At 63.3% G+C, this 14407-nt stretch carries 12 protein-coding genes; 4 read left to right on the forward strand and 8 right to left on the reverse strand.

The window, feature by feature from the left end:
• Positions 1-17 precede the first annotated feature (17 nt).
• The 3 genes from ACN6KF_RS26460 to ACN6KF_RS26470 form a co-directional block, all read right to left on the reverse strand.
• Positions 18-1121, reverse strand: coding sequence for a polyamine ABC transporter substrate-binding protein (locus ACN6KF_RS26460; RefSeq protein ID WP_434959901.1), 1104 nt, complete (start codon positions 1119-1121; stop codon positions 18-20).
• Positions 1122-1229: 108 nt separating this feature from the next.
• Positions 1230-2336, reverse strand: a complete 1107-nt coding sequence (gene aguA / locus ACN6KF_RS26465) for an agmatine deiminase (RefSeq protein WP_434959902.1) — start codon at positions 2334-2336, stop codon at positions 1230-1232.
• Positions 2337-2530: 194 nt separating this feature from the next.
• Entirely contained in the window at positions 2531-3862 is a 1332-nt protein-coding gene (locus ACN6KF_RS26470; RefSeq protein WP_434959903.1) for a glycoside hydrolase family 15 protein, read from the reverse strand.
• A gap of 266 nt (positions 3863-4128) precedes the next feature.
• Between ACN6KF_RS26470 and ACN6KF_RS26475 the strand changes: the two genes are divergently transcribed.
• On the forward strand, positions 4129-6258 hold the full coding sequence (locus ACN6KF_RS26475) for a glycoside hydrolase family 3 N-terminal domain-containing protein (RefSeq protein WP_434959904.1): 2130 nt from the start codon (positions 4129-4131) through the stop codon (positions 6256-6258).
• 119 nt (positions 6259-6377) lie between these two features.
• Here the strand turns inward: ACN6KF_RS26475 and ACN6KF_RS26480 are convergent, their stop codons facing one another.
• Positions 6378-7526 (reverse strand): alpha-hydroxy acid oxidase, encoded by a 1149-nt coding sequence (locus ACN6KF_RS26480; protein WP_434959905.1) that lies wholly within the window; start codon positions 7524-7526, stop codon positions 6378-6380.
• 136 nt (positions 7527-7662) lie between these two features.
• Complete coding sequence (locus tag ACN6KF_RS26485) at positions 7663-8091, reverse strand: RES family NAD+ phosphorylase (RefSeq protein ID WP_434959906.1); 429 nt, start codon at positions 8089-8091, stop codon at positions 7663-7665.
• 258 nt (positions 8092-8349) lie between these two features.
• Here ACN6KF_RS26485 and ACN6KF_RS26490 point away from each other — a divergent pair, with 258 nt between their 5' ends.
• The gene (locus tag ACN6KF_RS26490; RefSeq protein ID WP_434959907.1) at positions 8350-8751 is read left to right on the forward strand and encodes a DoxX family protein; all 402 of its coding nucleotides are present in this window, start codon (positions 8350-8352) and stop codon (positions 8749-8751) included.
• Between the two features lie 13 nt (positions 8752-8764).
• On the opposite strand, the gene opgC is transcribed toward ACN6KF_RS26490, so the two are convergent.
• A complete protein-coding gene (opgC, locus tag ACN6KF_RS26495; RefSeq protein ID WP_434959908.1) occupies positions 8765-10261 on the reverse strand; it encodes an OpgC domain-containing protein in 1497 nt (498 codons plus the stop codon).
• Between the two features lie 567 nt (positions 10262-10828).
• Between opgC and ACN6KF_RS26500 the strand changes: the two genes are divergently transcribed.
• The gene (locus ACN6KF_RS26500) at positions 10829-11869 is read left to right on the forward strand and encodes an alpha/beta hydrolase-fold protein (protein WP_434959909.1); all 1041 of its coding nucleotides are present in this window, start codon (positions 10829-10831) and stop codon (positions 11867-11869) included.
• Positions 11870-11946: 77 nt separating this feature from the next.
• Here the strand turns inward: ACN6KF_RS26500 and ACN6KF_RS26505 are convergent, their stop codons facing one another.
• Together ACN6KF_RS26505 and ACN6KF_RS26510 are read right to left on the reverse strand one after the other, a co-directional pair.
• Positions 11947-12732: an SDR family NAD(P)-dependent oxidoreductase gene (locus ACN6KF_RS26505; protein WP_434959910.1), complete on the reverse strand. Its 786-nt coding sequence runs from the start codon at positions 12730-12732 to the stop codon at positions 11947-11949.
• On the reverse strand, positions 12725-13237 hold the full coding sequence (locus ACN6KF_RS26510; RefSeq protein ID WP_434959911.1) for a hypothetical protein: 513 nt from the start codon (positions 13235-13237) through the stop codon (positions 12725-12727). Before ACN6KF_RS26510 ends, ACN6KF_RS26505 begins: the two co-directional genes overlap by 8 nt.
• Before the next feature lie 45 nt (positions 13238-13282).
• Between ACN6KF_RS26510 and ACN6KF_RS26515 the strand changes: the two genes are divergently transcribed.
• Positions 13283-14407, forward strand: a complete 1125-nt coding sequence (locus ACN6KF_RS26515; RefSeq protein WP_434959912.1) for an efflux RND transporter periplasmic adaptor subunit — start codon at positions 13283-13285, stop codon at positions 14405-14407.

Consider the following 14407-nt stretch of genomic DNA (forward strand, 5'->3'; position numbering starts at 1 on the left):
GGCGTCTCAGGCCAGGCTCACTGCCCTGTCAGGATCCGCGTCCACGCCCTGGTTTGACGGCGGAGCACCGCCGCGTCGGAATTGGTCACCACGAACAGCCGGGCCTTCACCTCCTCCGGAGGATAGATGCCGGGGTCCTTGGCAATCGCCTCGGTGAGCAGCGGCCGCGCTTCGGGCACTGCATTGGCATAGGATATGAAATTTGAATTGGCGGCCGCGACGTCAGGCCGCAGATTGAAGTCGATCCAGCGCATGGCATTGTCGGGATGCGGCGCATCCTTGGGCACGGCCATGGTGTCGAAATTCACCAGCGTGCCCTCTCGCGGAATGGCATAGGCCACCTTGACCGGCTTGGCCGCCGCCGCACCACGCGTCTTGGCCTGCAGAATATCGCCGGACCAGCCCAGCGCCAGGCAGATGTCGCCATTGGCCAGGTCATTGATGTAGCGCGAGGAATGGAAATAGCGGATGGAGGGCCGCACTTTCTTCAGCAGAGCCTCGGCCTTGGCGAGGTCATCGGGTGCGGTGGAGTGCGGATCGAGCTTGAGATAAGCCAGCGCCATGGGGATCACCTCCGTCGGCGCGTCGATCATGGCAACGCCGCAATCGGCGAAACGCTGGACGATCGCCGGGTCGAAGATCATGGCGAAGGAGTCGACGGGCGCATCCGGCATCCGGCGCTTGATGGCCTCGATATTGTAGCCGATGCCGTCCGTCACACCCATATAGGGCATAGCATGTAGGTTGCCGCGATCGGCCTGCGCGATCAGGGCCAGCACCTTCGGGTCCACCTTGGCGGCGTTGGGCATGGCCTCGCGCCGTAGAGGCTGCAATGTCTCGGCCTTGATCTGGTTCCTGAGGAACGGAAAGGCGGAGGGATAAACCACGTCATAGCCGGAGCGGCCCGCGAGCAGTTTGGTCTCCAGCATCTCGTTGCCGTCGTAATTGTCGTAGACGACCTTGATCCCAGTCTCTTTCTGGAATTTCTCCACCGTGTCGGGCGCGATGTAATCCGTCCAATTGTAAACGTTGACGACTTTCTCCTCCTCCGCCCGGACTGGAGCCAGGCCGATAAGGGCGAGACATATGACAAGGACGACCGAACGAAGCAGGGAGCGCATGCGAACCTCCTTTGCAGTCTAGGGAGCGTTTCCGGTCCGCTCAGACCGGAAAGGTGCCCATCTCGTTGAGATCATGAGGAGAATTATCCAGGCAGACCGAAGCCGGCTCTAGGCGCGACGACCGGCATAAACAGGCAGCGTGATGCAGGCGACATTGCCGCCGCCGAGCAGGATCTCGCGCGAATTCTCGATTCCGACGATGGCATGGTCGGGGAAAAGCTCGGCCAGGATGGCTTTGGCCGGGCGGTCGAGGGCGCAGCCGAATTCGGGAACGACCACCACGCTGTTACCGGGATAGTAGTTGATGTAGCTCGCCGCAATGCGGTTGCCCGCCGGCCGCGCCCAGGTCAATTCGACCTGGTCCACCCCCTCGCTTTCCTCCGTCGTGGTCTCGATCGGCAGGGGATGGGGCAGCTTGTGCACTTTCAGCGCTCTTCCCCGGGCGTCGCGCGCCGAGCGCAGCACGTCCTCGGCCTCGCGCACGATCTCATATTGCGGATCGTCCTTGTCGTCGGTCCAGCTCAGCACCACCTCGCCGGGGCGCACGAAGCAGCAGATATCGTCGACATGGCCGTCGGTCTCGTCGAAGGCGAAACCCCGCGGCAACCAGACGATGGTGTCGATGCCAAGATAGTCGGCGAGCTGCTGCTCCACCGCCGCCTGGCCAAGATGGCCGTTGCGGTTGGCATTGAGCAGGCATTGCGCGGTGGTGACCAGCGTGCCCTGCCCGTCGCATTGCAGGCCCCCGCCCTCAGCGATCAGGCTGGAACGGTAACGGTCCATCCGCTCGATTTCGAGGACCTTGTGGGCGAGCTGGTCATCGAGATCCCAGGGGAAATAGAGCCCGCCATTCAGCCCGCCATAGGCATTGAAGGTCCAGTCGACACCGCGCACCTCGCCCTGGTCGTTGACCACGAAATTGGGGCCGCTGTCGCGCAGCCAGGAATCATTGCTCGACATTTCGACCAGCCGCACCGCATCGGGCAGGCATGCTCGGGCATGGCGCCATTGCCGCGCCGAGACGATCACGGTGACGGGCTCGCTTGCAGCAATCGCCGCGGCGACACGTACAAACAGCTTTTGCGCCGGCTTGGCCCCCAGCCGCCAGGTGTCGGGCCGTTCGGGCCAGATCAACCAGCAACCGGCTTTCGGCTCGAACTCGCCGGGCGCGCGGAAACCATCCTGGCGGGGCGTGGTGGTGAGCGTTTTCGACAAGGCGTCCCCTTCCGATGCGAGGCCGCTTCAACGGCCTGCCCGATATCGTAGGGGCCCTGCCGGGGCCGGCGCCATGTCCCATTTGGGATATAGCGTTTTCCAGAAAAGTTGATAGACTTTTCGATTAAGAAAACGTGTCAAAACAAATAGTTATAGCAAAATGTGATTCAGGGAAATCGCATTTGCTCCAGCGCTCACCCAGCCTTCCGCCTTGCCTCCACCGCCGTGATGAAGCCGGCATAGCTCCAGGCCAGATGCTTGGCCGAGGTATGCTCGCCGGTCACCCGGTCGAACTGCTCGGACATTTCGCCGTCATCGGGCGTGAAGGCACGGATGGTCTCCAGATAGGCATCTCCCCGCGCCTTCAGGCGATCGGCTGCTTGTGGGTCCTCCGCCCGCAGGGCGGCCGCGCGCAGATAGCAGAATTCGGCTGCCGCCTGCGTCGAGAAATAGTAGGCCCCGCCGGAGTAATATTCGTCGCCCCGGTAACGGCCGAGGGCAATGCCGCGCCCTTCCGGCCGGCCACGGTTGATCGCATACTCCTCTTCGAAGGTCGCATCGAGGCGATCCAGCGTCGCTTCCATCCGGGCATCGTGCGGCGAATGGGTGGGCAGGGCGCCACCGGCATGGATAGAAGCGAGGATGACGGCGATATCGAGGTCCTTCGGTGTCGGCTTGCCGTCCTCGGTCAGGCGCGAACGGTAGAACCCCTCCTCGGGTTGCCAGAAATGGTGGAGACGGCCCTGGATCTCGGCGGCATCCGCCCGGGCGCGCTGCGCGGCCCCGGCATCGCCCTGCGCCGCCAGCCAGGAGGCCCCCTCCTCCAGTGCCGCCGCCTCGATGCGCAGCGTGTAGTAGTGATGCGCCTTTTCTTCCTCCCAGATGTCGTAGCTCGGCTCACGCCAATGGGCGAGGACGAAGCGGATATCCTCGTCCAGCAAGGTTGCGATGTTCGCATCGTGCCGAACGCCGAAACCACGGTGGTTGCTCCAGCGCAGCACCGTCAGCACTCGGGCTGCGATGCCATCATATTGCGGACGGTTCCAGCGTGAAATGTCGAGGCGGCCGTCCGGATTGACCCGCGTCTCGCCCCGCACCGTATGCGCGGCGAGATCGGCGTCGTCGCGCAGGAACTGTTCGAAATCCGGACTGACGCGGTCGCGCCAGCCGGGTTGCAGCGCCCTGCCCGGATCGGTGCGGATATCATCGAGACCCAGGCTGAAATCCACGAAATCACAGAAATGGGCCGCTGCCGTCTCGCTGTCGAGCCAGCGGGGGTCGATCTGTCGCAGCGCGTCGATCACCACGGCCGAGTCGCGATACCAGTGGAAGAAATAATCGGGATCCGGATCGTAGGAGGCCGGCACGGGCGATGCCACCACCGACCCTCTTTTCGGCGTGATGCTTTGGCCGAAGCCCGGCCGTTCCTTCACAGTGGCCGTGGCGGAGATTGCAAGCTGCATGTTCCTGACGGCAATGGGATATTGCCGCTCGATCCAGCGATCCAGGTCCGTGATCACACTCATCTGCTCTCTCCGATTCTCGGAGCAAAATGCGTTAATCGGAAACGGCATTTTGCTCCAACTCTTTGTTTCCACGCCAATCCAACCGATTGGCCAGATCGTCTTTGCGGTTCCTGGCGCTTCCGCCAAATCGCAATATCTCTGGCGATGCTAACCAAGGTAGGGATTGAACAGAAGCCGCGAGGCGTTAAGCAAGGAGCAGAAGCTGATTTGCTCATCGGCCCCGCCGATCCCGCGATCAGCAAAAGCCTGCCGAACGAGGAGTTGTGATGAGCCGCATCGAGACCCTGCTGTCCAAGATGACGTTGCGAGAAAAACTCGGCCAGCTCAATATGGTTGCCTCGGGCTATGCGGTGACCGGCCCGTTGCTCGGTGGGGACTCGCCCGATGCCATCCGCTCCGGTGATATCGGCAATCTTCTCAACATGGTCGGCGTCGATCACGTCAACGAGGTCCAGCGCATCGCCGTGGAGGAGTCGCGCCTCGGCATTCCGCTGCTGCTCGGCTTCGACGTCATCCACGGCCACAAGACGGCGTTTCCGGTGCCGCTGGCTGAGGCCGCCATGTTCGATCAGGCCGCCTGGGCCCGTACGGCGCGCATCGCGGCGGTGGAGGCCTGGAATGATGGCCTCGCCTTGACCTTCGCTCCGATGATCGATGTCTCCAGGGACCTGCGCTGGGGCCGCATCGTCGAAAGCGCAGGCGAGGATTCCTGGCTCAACGCCGAAATGGCGATCGCCAAGATCAAGGGTTTCCAAGGCTCGGATCTCTCGGCCGTCGGTTCGATCGCCGCCACCGCCAAGCATTTCTGCGCCTATGGCGCACCGGTGGCCGGGCGTGAATATGCTTCGGTCGATGTTTCCGACCGCGCCTTGCACGAGATCTATCTGCCGCCCTTCGTGGCCGCCGTGAAGGCGGGCGTTGCGGCAATCATGCCAGCCTTCAACAGCCTGGCCGGCATGCCGATGACGGCGCATGAGCCGCTGCTCAAGGGCTGGCTGCGCGACAAGCTGGGCTTCGACGGCGTCATCATCAGCGACTACAACGCCGTGGCCGAACTGATGAACCATGGTGTGGCCGGCAACCTGGCCGAGGCCGCTGCTCTCTCCCTGCGGGCGGGTGTCGACATCGACATGGTCTCCAACGCCTATCGCAAGCACCTGCCCGAGGCGCTGTCATCGGGCCTCATCACCATGGAAGAGATCGACGCCAGCGTGCGGCGCGTCCTCGGCCTCAAGGAGCGGCTCGGCCTGTTCGATCAGCCTTATCGGCGCGGCACGGCTCCACTGGCCGCCATGGCCGGCAAGATCGACCATCATGAAGTCGCCCGTGACGCGGCGCGCAAATCCTGCGTCCTGCTTACCAATTACAACGAAGCGCTGCCGCTCACGCGCACCGAGCGCATCGCACTGATCGGCCCCCTCACCGACGCCCAGGCCGATATGCGCGGCCCCTGGGGCGGCGCATCGGTCGCCGAGGACAGCATCACCCTGCGCACCAGCCTCGGCAAGGTCGCCACTGTCGTGGTGCATGCCGAGGGCGTGAAGATCAACTCAGACGACACCTCCGGCATCGCCACCGCGGTGGAGGCGGCGCGCCTCGCCGATACCGTGGTGCTATGCCTGGGCGAGGCGGCACCGATGAGCGGGGAAGCCGCCAGCCGCGCCCATCCGGAGCTTCCGGGCAAGCAGCGCGAACTCGCCGAGGCCATCCTGGCGCTCGGCAAGAAGGTGATCGTCGTGCTCTTCGCCGGCCGGCCGCTCACCTTGCCCTGGCTCTTCCCCAAGGCCTCGGCCGTGCTGATGGCCTGGTTTCCCGGCGAGCAGGCAGGCCCGGCCATCGGCGACCTCCTGATGGGGCAGGAATTGCCCTCCGGCCGCCTGCCGGTAAGCTGGCCCGACACGGTCGGACAGGCGCCGCTCTACTACGAGCAATATCCGACCGGACGCCCCTTCAACCCGAACGACCACTACACCTCCAAATATATCGACGCCCCCAATGCGCCGGCCTTTCCCTTCGGCCATGGCCTCACCTATGGCGCCTTCAGCCTGTCCGGCCTGAAAGTGAGCAAAACGATATTCGGGCCCGACGATACCATCGAGGTCAGCGCCACGGTTACGAACACCGGCAAACGCGCCGCCTGGGAGACCGTGTTCCTGTTCACGCATGACCTGGTGGCGAGCCTATCCCGGCCGCTGCTGGAGCTGAGGGGCTTCGCCAGGATCAGCCTCGATTCCGGCCAGAGCGGCACCGTCACCATCACCTTGGCAGCCAGGGACCTCGCCTTCCCCGGCAAGGACCTGCAGCCGGTTCTGGAAGCCGGCGACTTCGAGATCAAGCTGGGCTCGAGCGCCAGGCGCAGCCAACTCCTGAACACCAGGGTGACGCTCAAACTGTGAGACGGACTGGCATAGGTTGCGATTGCCGGACCGTATTGTGGGTTTGAAAAATCCAGACGATCTGCGCGAGAAACTGACCGCGGCGACACGCGTCGGGCAGTCCTTCGCGTGGGGCAGGTTCAGGAACGCAAGCGAATGTTCTGGCGCGTGAGCTGTGCGATGGTGGTACAGCCCATCAATTTCATGCCGCGCTCGATCTCGATCCGCATCAGCTCCAGGGCGCGTTCGACGGCGGGCTGCCCGCCGGCGGCAAGCGGGAAAAGGTAGTAGCGGCCCAGCCCGACGGCCTTCGCTCCCAGAGACAAGGCCTTGAGGACATGCGTCCCGCGTTGCACGCCGCCATCCATGATGACGTCGATCCGGTCGCCCACCGCATCGACGATCTCCGCCAGCTGGTCGAAGGCGCTACGCGAGCCATCGAGCTGGCGACCGCCGTGATTGGACAGCACGATCGCACTGCAACCGATCTCGGCCGCGTGCCGGGCATCTTCGACCGACATGATGCCCTTCAGGCAGAACGGCCCGTTCCAATGTCTAATCATCTCGGCCACGTCATCCCAGGACATGGAGGGGTCGAGCATCTCGGTGAAATAACGGCTGATCGACAGCGCTCCGCCGTCCAGCTTGAGGTGCTCTTGCAGCTGAGGCAGCTGGAAGCGTTCATGGGTGAGGTAGTTGACCGCCCAGGCCGGCTTGATCGCGAATTGCAGCATGCCGGCAAGTGTGAGCCTGAAGGGAATGGCAAAGCCCGTCCGCTTGTCACGCTCGCGATTGCCGCCCGTGATGCTGTCGACCGTCAGCATCATCGCCTGCACGCCCGCGCTTTTGGCGCGCGCCATCATATCGCGATTAAGGCCTCGGTCCCTGTGGAAATAGAACTGATAGATTTGCGGCCCATCGCTGATCCGCCGCGCTTCTTCCAGGCTGACCGTGCCGAGCGAGGATACCCCGAACATCGTACCGTATTTTCCCGCCGCGGCCGCGACGGCCCGCTCGCCCTGGTGGTGAAAGAGGCGCTGGAGAGCAGTCGGCGAACAATAGACCGGCATGGCCAGCTTCTGCCCCATGACCTCGACCGACATGTCCACCTCGGCCACCCCGCGCAGCACGTTCGGCACCAGGTCGAAGGCCTCGAAGGCGGCCGTATTGCGCCGATAGGTCACTTCGTCATCGGCACCGCCGTCGATGTAATCGAAGATCGGCCCCGGCAGACGCTGCTTGGCCATGCGACGAAAGTCGTGAAAATTGCAGCATTGCCCGAGGCGCATCTGGTTGCTCGCTTGGTTCGGCCCGGGCGCACTCTAGGACATGGCCCGAAACATTGCCCAGGCCCTGCCATGCAGTTCGATGCAGAAAGCTGAAGATGACGGCCTGCGCGGCCCGGTCACAGGCGTTCCACTGATGCTACGCAGGCAGCGCAGACAGGCTGAGGCATTGCTCGAAACTGAAGGGGCGCACGGTCAAGGGCGCGATCGAACTCGCCCTGGGATGTCTCGGATTCATCAAGATCAGCCTAGCTTCCGGCAGGACGGCTGATGGCACCGAGGCAAGCAGGGAGCGGCTGGAGGACAGCCAGTCATCGCCTCTCGCCCGCTTTTCGATCGGATCCGGCGTAAAGGGGATCGCCTCCGGTTCCTCCTCGGTCTCGGTCCAGCCCAGCAGATAATCCTGATCAATTCCTTCAAGATCACGCGGCAGATAGCGCAAGACGATGAGGACCGCGAGGGCCGCCTCCGAAGCGAAATTGACCACGGGCCGCCCCGGGGAGGTCCAACGGGCGCCATGGCGCTCAGCGCCGCTGCCATCGAGAGCCAGGAAAGGGCGCCGCGCCAATCGCCATAACCGCATGCCGGTCCGAAGCCTCATCGTCGCAAGAATTCAGCGCAGGCACATACTCTCGCAGCCGATTTATGCAACGGAAAAGGCATGGAGTTCCAATCGGCCGCTCACCCGCTGCCTGCCGGCCAGCGTGGACAAGCCCGTAACACCCCGCTCTCAAATTTTTCGGCCGTCTTGTCGGCTCCCCGCTCTGATCGACGTCCTTGTGGCAACGGGCGGATATCCCGCCCCCGCCAACACAGAGGACCGATCATGTCGAGCCAGACTGCCTCCATATCCAGGGGTGCCTATTGGACGGGCATCGTGCTCAGCACCCTGGTGGTGCTGTTCCTCATCTTTGACGGCGCCATCAAGCTGGCGCCCTTACAGGTGGTGATCGATACCATGCAGGGCCTGGGCTATCCGCCCGAGCATGCCCGCACCATCGGCGTGATCACCCTCGCCGCCACGGTGCTCTACACCATTCCGCGCACCTCGATCCTGGGAGCGGTACTGCTGACCGGGCTTCTCGGCGGCGCCATCGCCACCAATCTCAGGGCGGGCACGCCGATCTTCAGCCACCTTCTGTTCGGGGTCTATCTCGGCGTGCTGATGTGGGGCGGCCTCTATCTGCGCGATGCCAGGGTTCGTGCCATCCTGCCCCTGCTGAGCTGAGGTGGGGGCTGGTTCAGCCCCGCACCATCACCGGGCCGCCGGCCGCCTTCTCGGCCTCGCTGAACTTGGCGGCGGCGCACAGGAAGGCGATGCCGCCACAGACGAGGGCGATCTGGATCCACAGCGAATCGTGGCCCGTCATCAGCACCACCTGGCCCGCCCCGGCCAATAGCGAGAGCAGGAAGAACACCAGCAGGCTATGGCGTCCCAGCATGATCAGAGGCTGCATCACCCGCAATGAAGCGAGTTTCGGCGAGATGCCCAATCCGTAAATGAAGCTGGCCATGCCCAGGAAGTGCACGAGGCGGCCGAGGCCGAGATTGGTCTTGTCCAGGTCAAGCCAGCCATAAACAGCCTCACGCACGCCGAAAGACAGGCCGAAGCCGTTGGTGACCACGAAGGCACCTGCGAAGACGATCAGGCCGCCAAGGGCGAACAGCGGCTTGGAGATCGCAAGCCGGCCCTGCTGCAGCAGCAGGCCGACGGCGATGCCGATCGCCATCATGAACTGCCAGGTGAAAGGATTGAAGAACCAGCCACCGGCGATCGGCCAGGACGGCAGGTTCCAGCCATAATAGCGGGCCAGGCCGTAGAGCAGAGCCGAGGCGGCCAGCATCACGCCAATATGCAGCCGCGCCAGATAGAACAGGGCGGGCACCAGGGCGATCAGGGCGATATAGAGCGGCAGGATATTGAAATAGCCGATCTGGTGGCCAAGCGAGAGCGTGCCGAGCAGGAAGGTGCTGGCATCCTGGGTATAGAGGTCACGTCCATGCATCGCCATGAGATCGGGCATCCGCCAATGCAGCGCACCGGCTGAGAAGATCGCGATGCCGGCCAGCGTCATCAGGACATGGACGCCATAGAGCTTCAGGGCGCGCTTGCCGAGCGCCAGGGAGACGTCGGCCTCCTTGCCGGCGTTGAACTTGCGGCCATAGGCCAGCGCCATGGCGACACCGGACATGAAGACAAAGGCCTCAGCCGAATCAGACAAGCCGAAATTACGCGAGGTGATGACCTCGAAGAGGTTGCCGGGCATGTGGTTGATGAAGATCGTGCACAGCACGAAGCCGCGCCACATATCGACGGAGATGGCGCGCTGATTGGGCTTCACCGCCGGGCTGGCAGCGACCGGACGCGGCGGGTTTTGCCGGCGATCGGCGACATAGTCGATCAGCAGGCGCACCGCCTCGCAGGCACCGAAGATCAGGATTGCGGTGAGGGCAAACAAGGCCAGCGCCGGAAGCTGGGCGGGCGCCAGCCACAACGTATAGAAGGGCTGGATGAACAGGAAGGTGACGACGGTAGCCGTCAGCAGGATGGCGAACAGGCCGATCCCGAAGCCGAACAAGACCTCAGCAAGTACAACCGCAGGTAGAAACACGAAATATGAATAGCTATGCCAGCCCAGATAGGCCTGCAGGAAATAACACGGCACGAACAGAAAGGCCGTGAGCAGATAGGGGCGGATCGTCTTCACCAGTTGGGAGGGGCTGGATTGAATGTTCATGACACGCGCCTTCCACTTCCATCAAGTCGTCTCGCCGCGACGCGCTCGGATTGCCGCGACCGGCCACCAACACTTTGGTACCCTTCTTTCAGCGCCTCGCTCAACTGAGTCCTGGAGCTTGGGGCATAGTGGCGGTCTCATCCTGTACGGGGGATGAACGAGCTGGGAGCAAAAAAGTTGCCAGAAAAATTGCCAGAAAAGCTGCCTGGCGTGTTGCATCATCGCCACGCCGGTCGACAAAATTGACGTCAAACCGCTTTTGATTGGAATTTTGTGATTGTTTCCCAATTTGTGACACAGCTTGTCGGCATAAGCGCTCCGTCAAGCAGCCTCAGCGCGCGGCGTGTTCCGGCATCGATCCCGTCTTTCAGCGGCAACGATGCAACGGATGTGTCCAGCGATTGCCGGCTTTCGACGAATTCGCTTGTCGCACGGACACAATACGAGCTTGAAATGCGCATGGCTTGGCCGGAATCCGCACGTGTTTTTTCTGTTCTCCGCAGGATCTCAAACGCTTGCGGAGTTTCCCGATACTGCCCGCGAATGGGCAGTATCGGGAAACTCCGCTTGGCCGCAGCGCTTTGCCTCGGCCTCCTGGCCGGACTGGCGGGCGGCAGTCACGGTGCACAGGCCAGCACGCTCGAGGAAATGTCCTTTCCTAGCAAGGCCTTGGGCAGGCCTTTGACCGTGTCGGTCTATCGGCCGGACCTGCCGGCCCCGGAAACGGGTTGGCCGGTGCTCTATCTCCTCCATGGGCGCGATGCGAACAATCGCGACTGGTCCTCTCTCGCCACAATCAAGGCCACGCTCGATCGCCTGATCAAAAGCGGGCGGATCAACCCGATGCTGGTCGTGATGCCGTCCGCCGGCAATAGCTGGTATGTCGATTCTGCCGATGTGAAGGGCCCGGGCAACTACGAAACCGCGCTCCTCAACGAGTTGCCGACCGCTTTCGAGAAGCGCTTCGCGCCCCATTGCACCCGCAAGTCCCGTGCCATTGCCGGCATTTCCATGGGCGGCTTCGGCGCGCTGCGCTTCGCCTTCAAGCGGCCGGATCGCTATGTCGCGGTTGCCAGCCTGTCCGGCGCTCTGTGGCAGAATATTCCGACCTCCCAGACCATGACGGCATGGCCGGGAGCGAGCGGCAGCTATTTCAAGCGCATCGATCAGGCGACCGTGGTCGGCGGGCCCGACCTGCCGCCGGAGGGCGCCCATTTCGGCGGCGCTTTCGGTACGCCCTTCGATGCCAGGCGCTTCAATGACGCCAATGTCTTCACCTTGCTCGCCCGCCAGATCGAGGCCGGTAGCGAACTGCCGGCGATCTACCTTACCGTCGGTGACCATGACGGCCTCAATTTCTGGCGCGGATCCATGGCGCTCTACGAGACGCTGATGGCCGACAAGCTCAACATCGAATTCCGCGTCACCGATGGCGACCACACCTGGTCGCTGTGGCGCAAGACCATCGAGGACGCCCTCGAATTCGTGGATTCGAAGTTCACCCCGGTGACCGCTCCGCCCCTGGTGGCCGTGAGCCCCGCCATGCCGAGCGCCGCCAGCGGCGAACCAGCGCCCAAGATGGCCGGCGGCGAGACCGTGGTGAAATAACCCGGTCTCGGCCTCAATATCCCGATACCTCCATAAATCGGCGAGTTGAGTGCGCCGGTCCCGCGCACTCCCACGCCTCATTCCGGCAAGACAATGCCGAGCTTGGCCATCACGCCGCCATCGATCTTGAAATCGCTGCCTGTGATGAAGCGCGCCTTGTCGCTGGCCAGGAATGCGACGGCCTCGGCGATCTCCCAGGGCTGGCCGATGCGTCCGATCGGGTGACCCCTGCCCCAGGCGGCAAGCGTGGCTTCCGCGGTCGAATCGCCCTTGTGGAGATCGGCGGCCCAGCGCAGCATCGGCGTGTCGACAGAAGCCGGGCAGACGCTGTTGACGGTGATGTTCTCGCCGGCATGGTCGAGCGCCATCGCCCGCACCAGGGCGTTGATGCCGCCTTTGCTGGCGGTGTAGGCGGCGACGGAGGTCTGCGACGCGAAGGCCTGTACAGAAGAAATCGCCACGATCGCGCCGCCACCGCGCCGGCGCATTGCGGGAATGGCGTATTTGGCTGCCAGATAGATGCCCTTCAGATTGACATCGAGCACGTCGTCCCAGACCTCCTCCGGCGTCTCGACCACCGTACCGTAGCGCTGGATGCCGGCGCAGCACACCAGGATGTCGACGCCGCCGAAGGCGCTGGCCGCCTCGGCCGCGGCTGCCTCCATGTCCGCCGCCTTGCGTACATCGCCTGTGAAGCCACGGGCCCTTGAACCGAGGTCCGGGAGCGCCGCTTCGATGGATGCCTTGTCATTGGCCACGATGAGCACGTCGGCTCCACCCTGCGCAAAGCGCGTGGCGCAGGCCAGCCCCATGCCGAGGCTGCCACCGGTTACGATCACGGACTTGCCGGCAAAGTCACTCATGCATTCCCCCTTGCGTCGTCGGCCCCCGAAGGACTGACGCTTCCTTTTCTGTTGTCGAGCGTCTGTAGGAAGATTCTGCCGCTCTGTCCCGTTTTTTGAAAGCCATGCGGGACTCTCGCCATTTTGCGATTTTGTCAGCCTCAAGAATCGGGAAGACGCCCCGAACCATAGAACTGGAGCGAAGAAGCGTTGAGGCTTGGACGCATTCTCCTCGAAAGCGCGCCTGTGCTGTTGCAAAAATGTCCCATTTCAGGCAGGAGCGGCACTGGCTGACCGGTTTGTGCCGCAGCGGCCATTGATCTGCCATAATGGAGCTTCCAAAAAGGCAGTTCATTCTACTAAATTGTTTTTGTTTTTTTATTTTGATCCAGTTGGTCTCGTGGCGCCACATCGCTCGGATGGGGATGCCAAGCGCCGCAGCGGCTGGCATCTTGCGATAGGGCGCGTGATGATAGCAGCAATTATTCGGCGTTTTCTTCCTTCCAATCGAGTCGCCCAGCGTCATCAGCTGCCAATATTCGCCCTCGCGGCTTTGCTTGGCTCGACCGCCATGGTGCCTGTGCTCGTCTCGCCGGCCGCGGCGCAGATGCCCAATGCGGGCCCTCCCGCTGTGGGATTCATCGTTGCCGCCAAGATGCCGATCACCCAGACACAGCAATTCATCGGCCGCGTCGAGGCGATCAATCGCGTCAGCGTGGTGGCGCGCGTCACCGCCCAGCTCGAGGAAACCCCCTTCACCGAAGGACGCGAGGTCAAGAAGGGCGAGGTTCTCTTCCGGCTGGAACAGCCGCCCTACCAGGCCGCCCTCGACGTCAACAAGGCCCTGATCGCCCAATATGAGGCGCAGCTTCGCAACGCGAAGCTGACGACCGAGCGCGCCCAGGCACTGCTCAAGACGCCTGCTGGCCAGCAATCGACGGTCGACACGGCGATCGCCTCGCAGCAGGCCCTCGAAGCCCAGATCCTGGGGGCCAACGCCCAGTTGCGCACCTCGCAGATCAATCTCGACTACACCACCATCGCCTCGCCGATCGACGGCAAGATCGGGCGCTACGCCGTCACCACCGGCAATATCGTCGGGCCGACCACCGGAACCCTCGCCACCATCGTCAGCCAGGATCCGATGTATGTCACCTTCCCGGTCCCGTCGCCGCAATTCCTGGAAATGTCGAAATATTACGGTAGCCGCGGTGGTTTTGCCGCCGTGCGCATCAAGCTGAAGCTGCCCGACGGATCGACCTATGAGCAGGACGGCAAGCTCAATTATGTCGACCCGACCATTGCCAACGGCACCGATACGGTGACCCTTCGCGGCGAGATCGCCAACCCGACCATCGCCGGCGCCCAACCCGGCGAAATCAACCGCCGGCCGCTGATCGACGGCGAGTTCGTCACCGTCCTGCTCGAGGGCGTCGAGCCGATCCAGGTTCTCGGCATCCCGCGCGGTGCCGTACTGACCGACCAGCAGGGCAGCTATGTCTATGTCGTCGGTCCCGACAACGCCGTCGAGCAACGGCGCGTTCAGCTCGGCCAGACAACGCCGGCAACCGCCATGGTCTCGGCCGGCCTCAACGAGGGCGAGAAGGTGATCGTGGACGGCATCCAGAAGGTCCGTCCCGGCATCAAGGTCGCCCCCTCGCCGGCCCCCGCCTCCAACAATGGGGCGGCCAAGTAA

Source organism: Labrys methylaminiphilus subsp. lupini (assembly GCF_051161885.1).
Lineage (GTDB): Bacteria > Pseudomonadota > Alphaproteobacteria > Rhizobiales > Labraceae > Labrys.

Bases quoted from the DNA above. Each gene is read 5' to 3' on its own strand.
- ACN6KF_RS26460 (WP_434959901.1), bottom strand. From the start codon at position 1,121: ATGCGCTCCCTGCTTCGTTCGGTCGTCCTTGTCATATGTCTCGCCCTT.
- ACN6KF_RS26470 (WP_434959903.1), bottom strand. From the start codon at position 3,862: ATGAGTGTGATCACGGACCTGGATCGCTGGATCGAGCGGCAATATCCC.
- ACN6KF_RS26475 (WP_434959904.1), top strand. From the start codon at position 4,129: ATGAGCCGCATCGAGACCCTGCTGTCCAAGATGACGTTGCGAGAAAAA.
- ACN6KF_RS26480 (WP_434959905.1), bottom strand. From the start codon at position 7,526: ATGCGCCTCGGGCAATGCTGCAATTTTCACGACTTTCGTCGCATGGCC.
- ACN6KF_RS26490 (WP_434959907.1), top strand. From the start codon at position 8,350: ATGTCGAGCCAGACTGCCTCCATATCCAGGGGTGCCTATTGGACGGGC.
- opgC (WP_434959908.1), bottom strand. From the start codon at position 10,261: ATGAACATTCAATCCAGCCCCTCCCAACTGGTGAAGACGATCCGCCCC.
- ACN6KF_RS26505 (WP_434959910.1), bottom strand. From the start codon at position 12,732: ATGAGTGACTTTGCCGGCAAGTCCGTGATCGTAACCGGTGGCAGCCTC.
- ACN6KF_RS26510 (WP_434959911.1), bottom strand. From the start codon at position 13,237: ATGACGCTGGGCGACTCGATTGGAAGGAAGAAAACGCCGAATAATTGC.
- ACN6KF_RS26515 (WP_434959912.1), top strand. From the start codon at position 13,283: ATGGTGCCTGTGCTCGTCTCGCCGGCCGCGGCGCAGATGCCCAATGCG.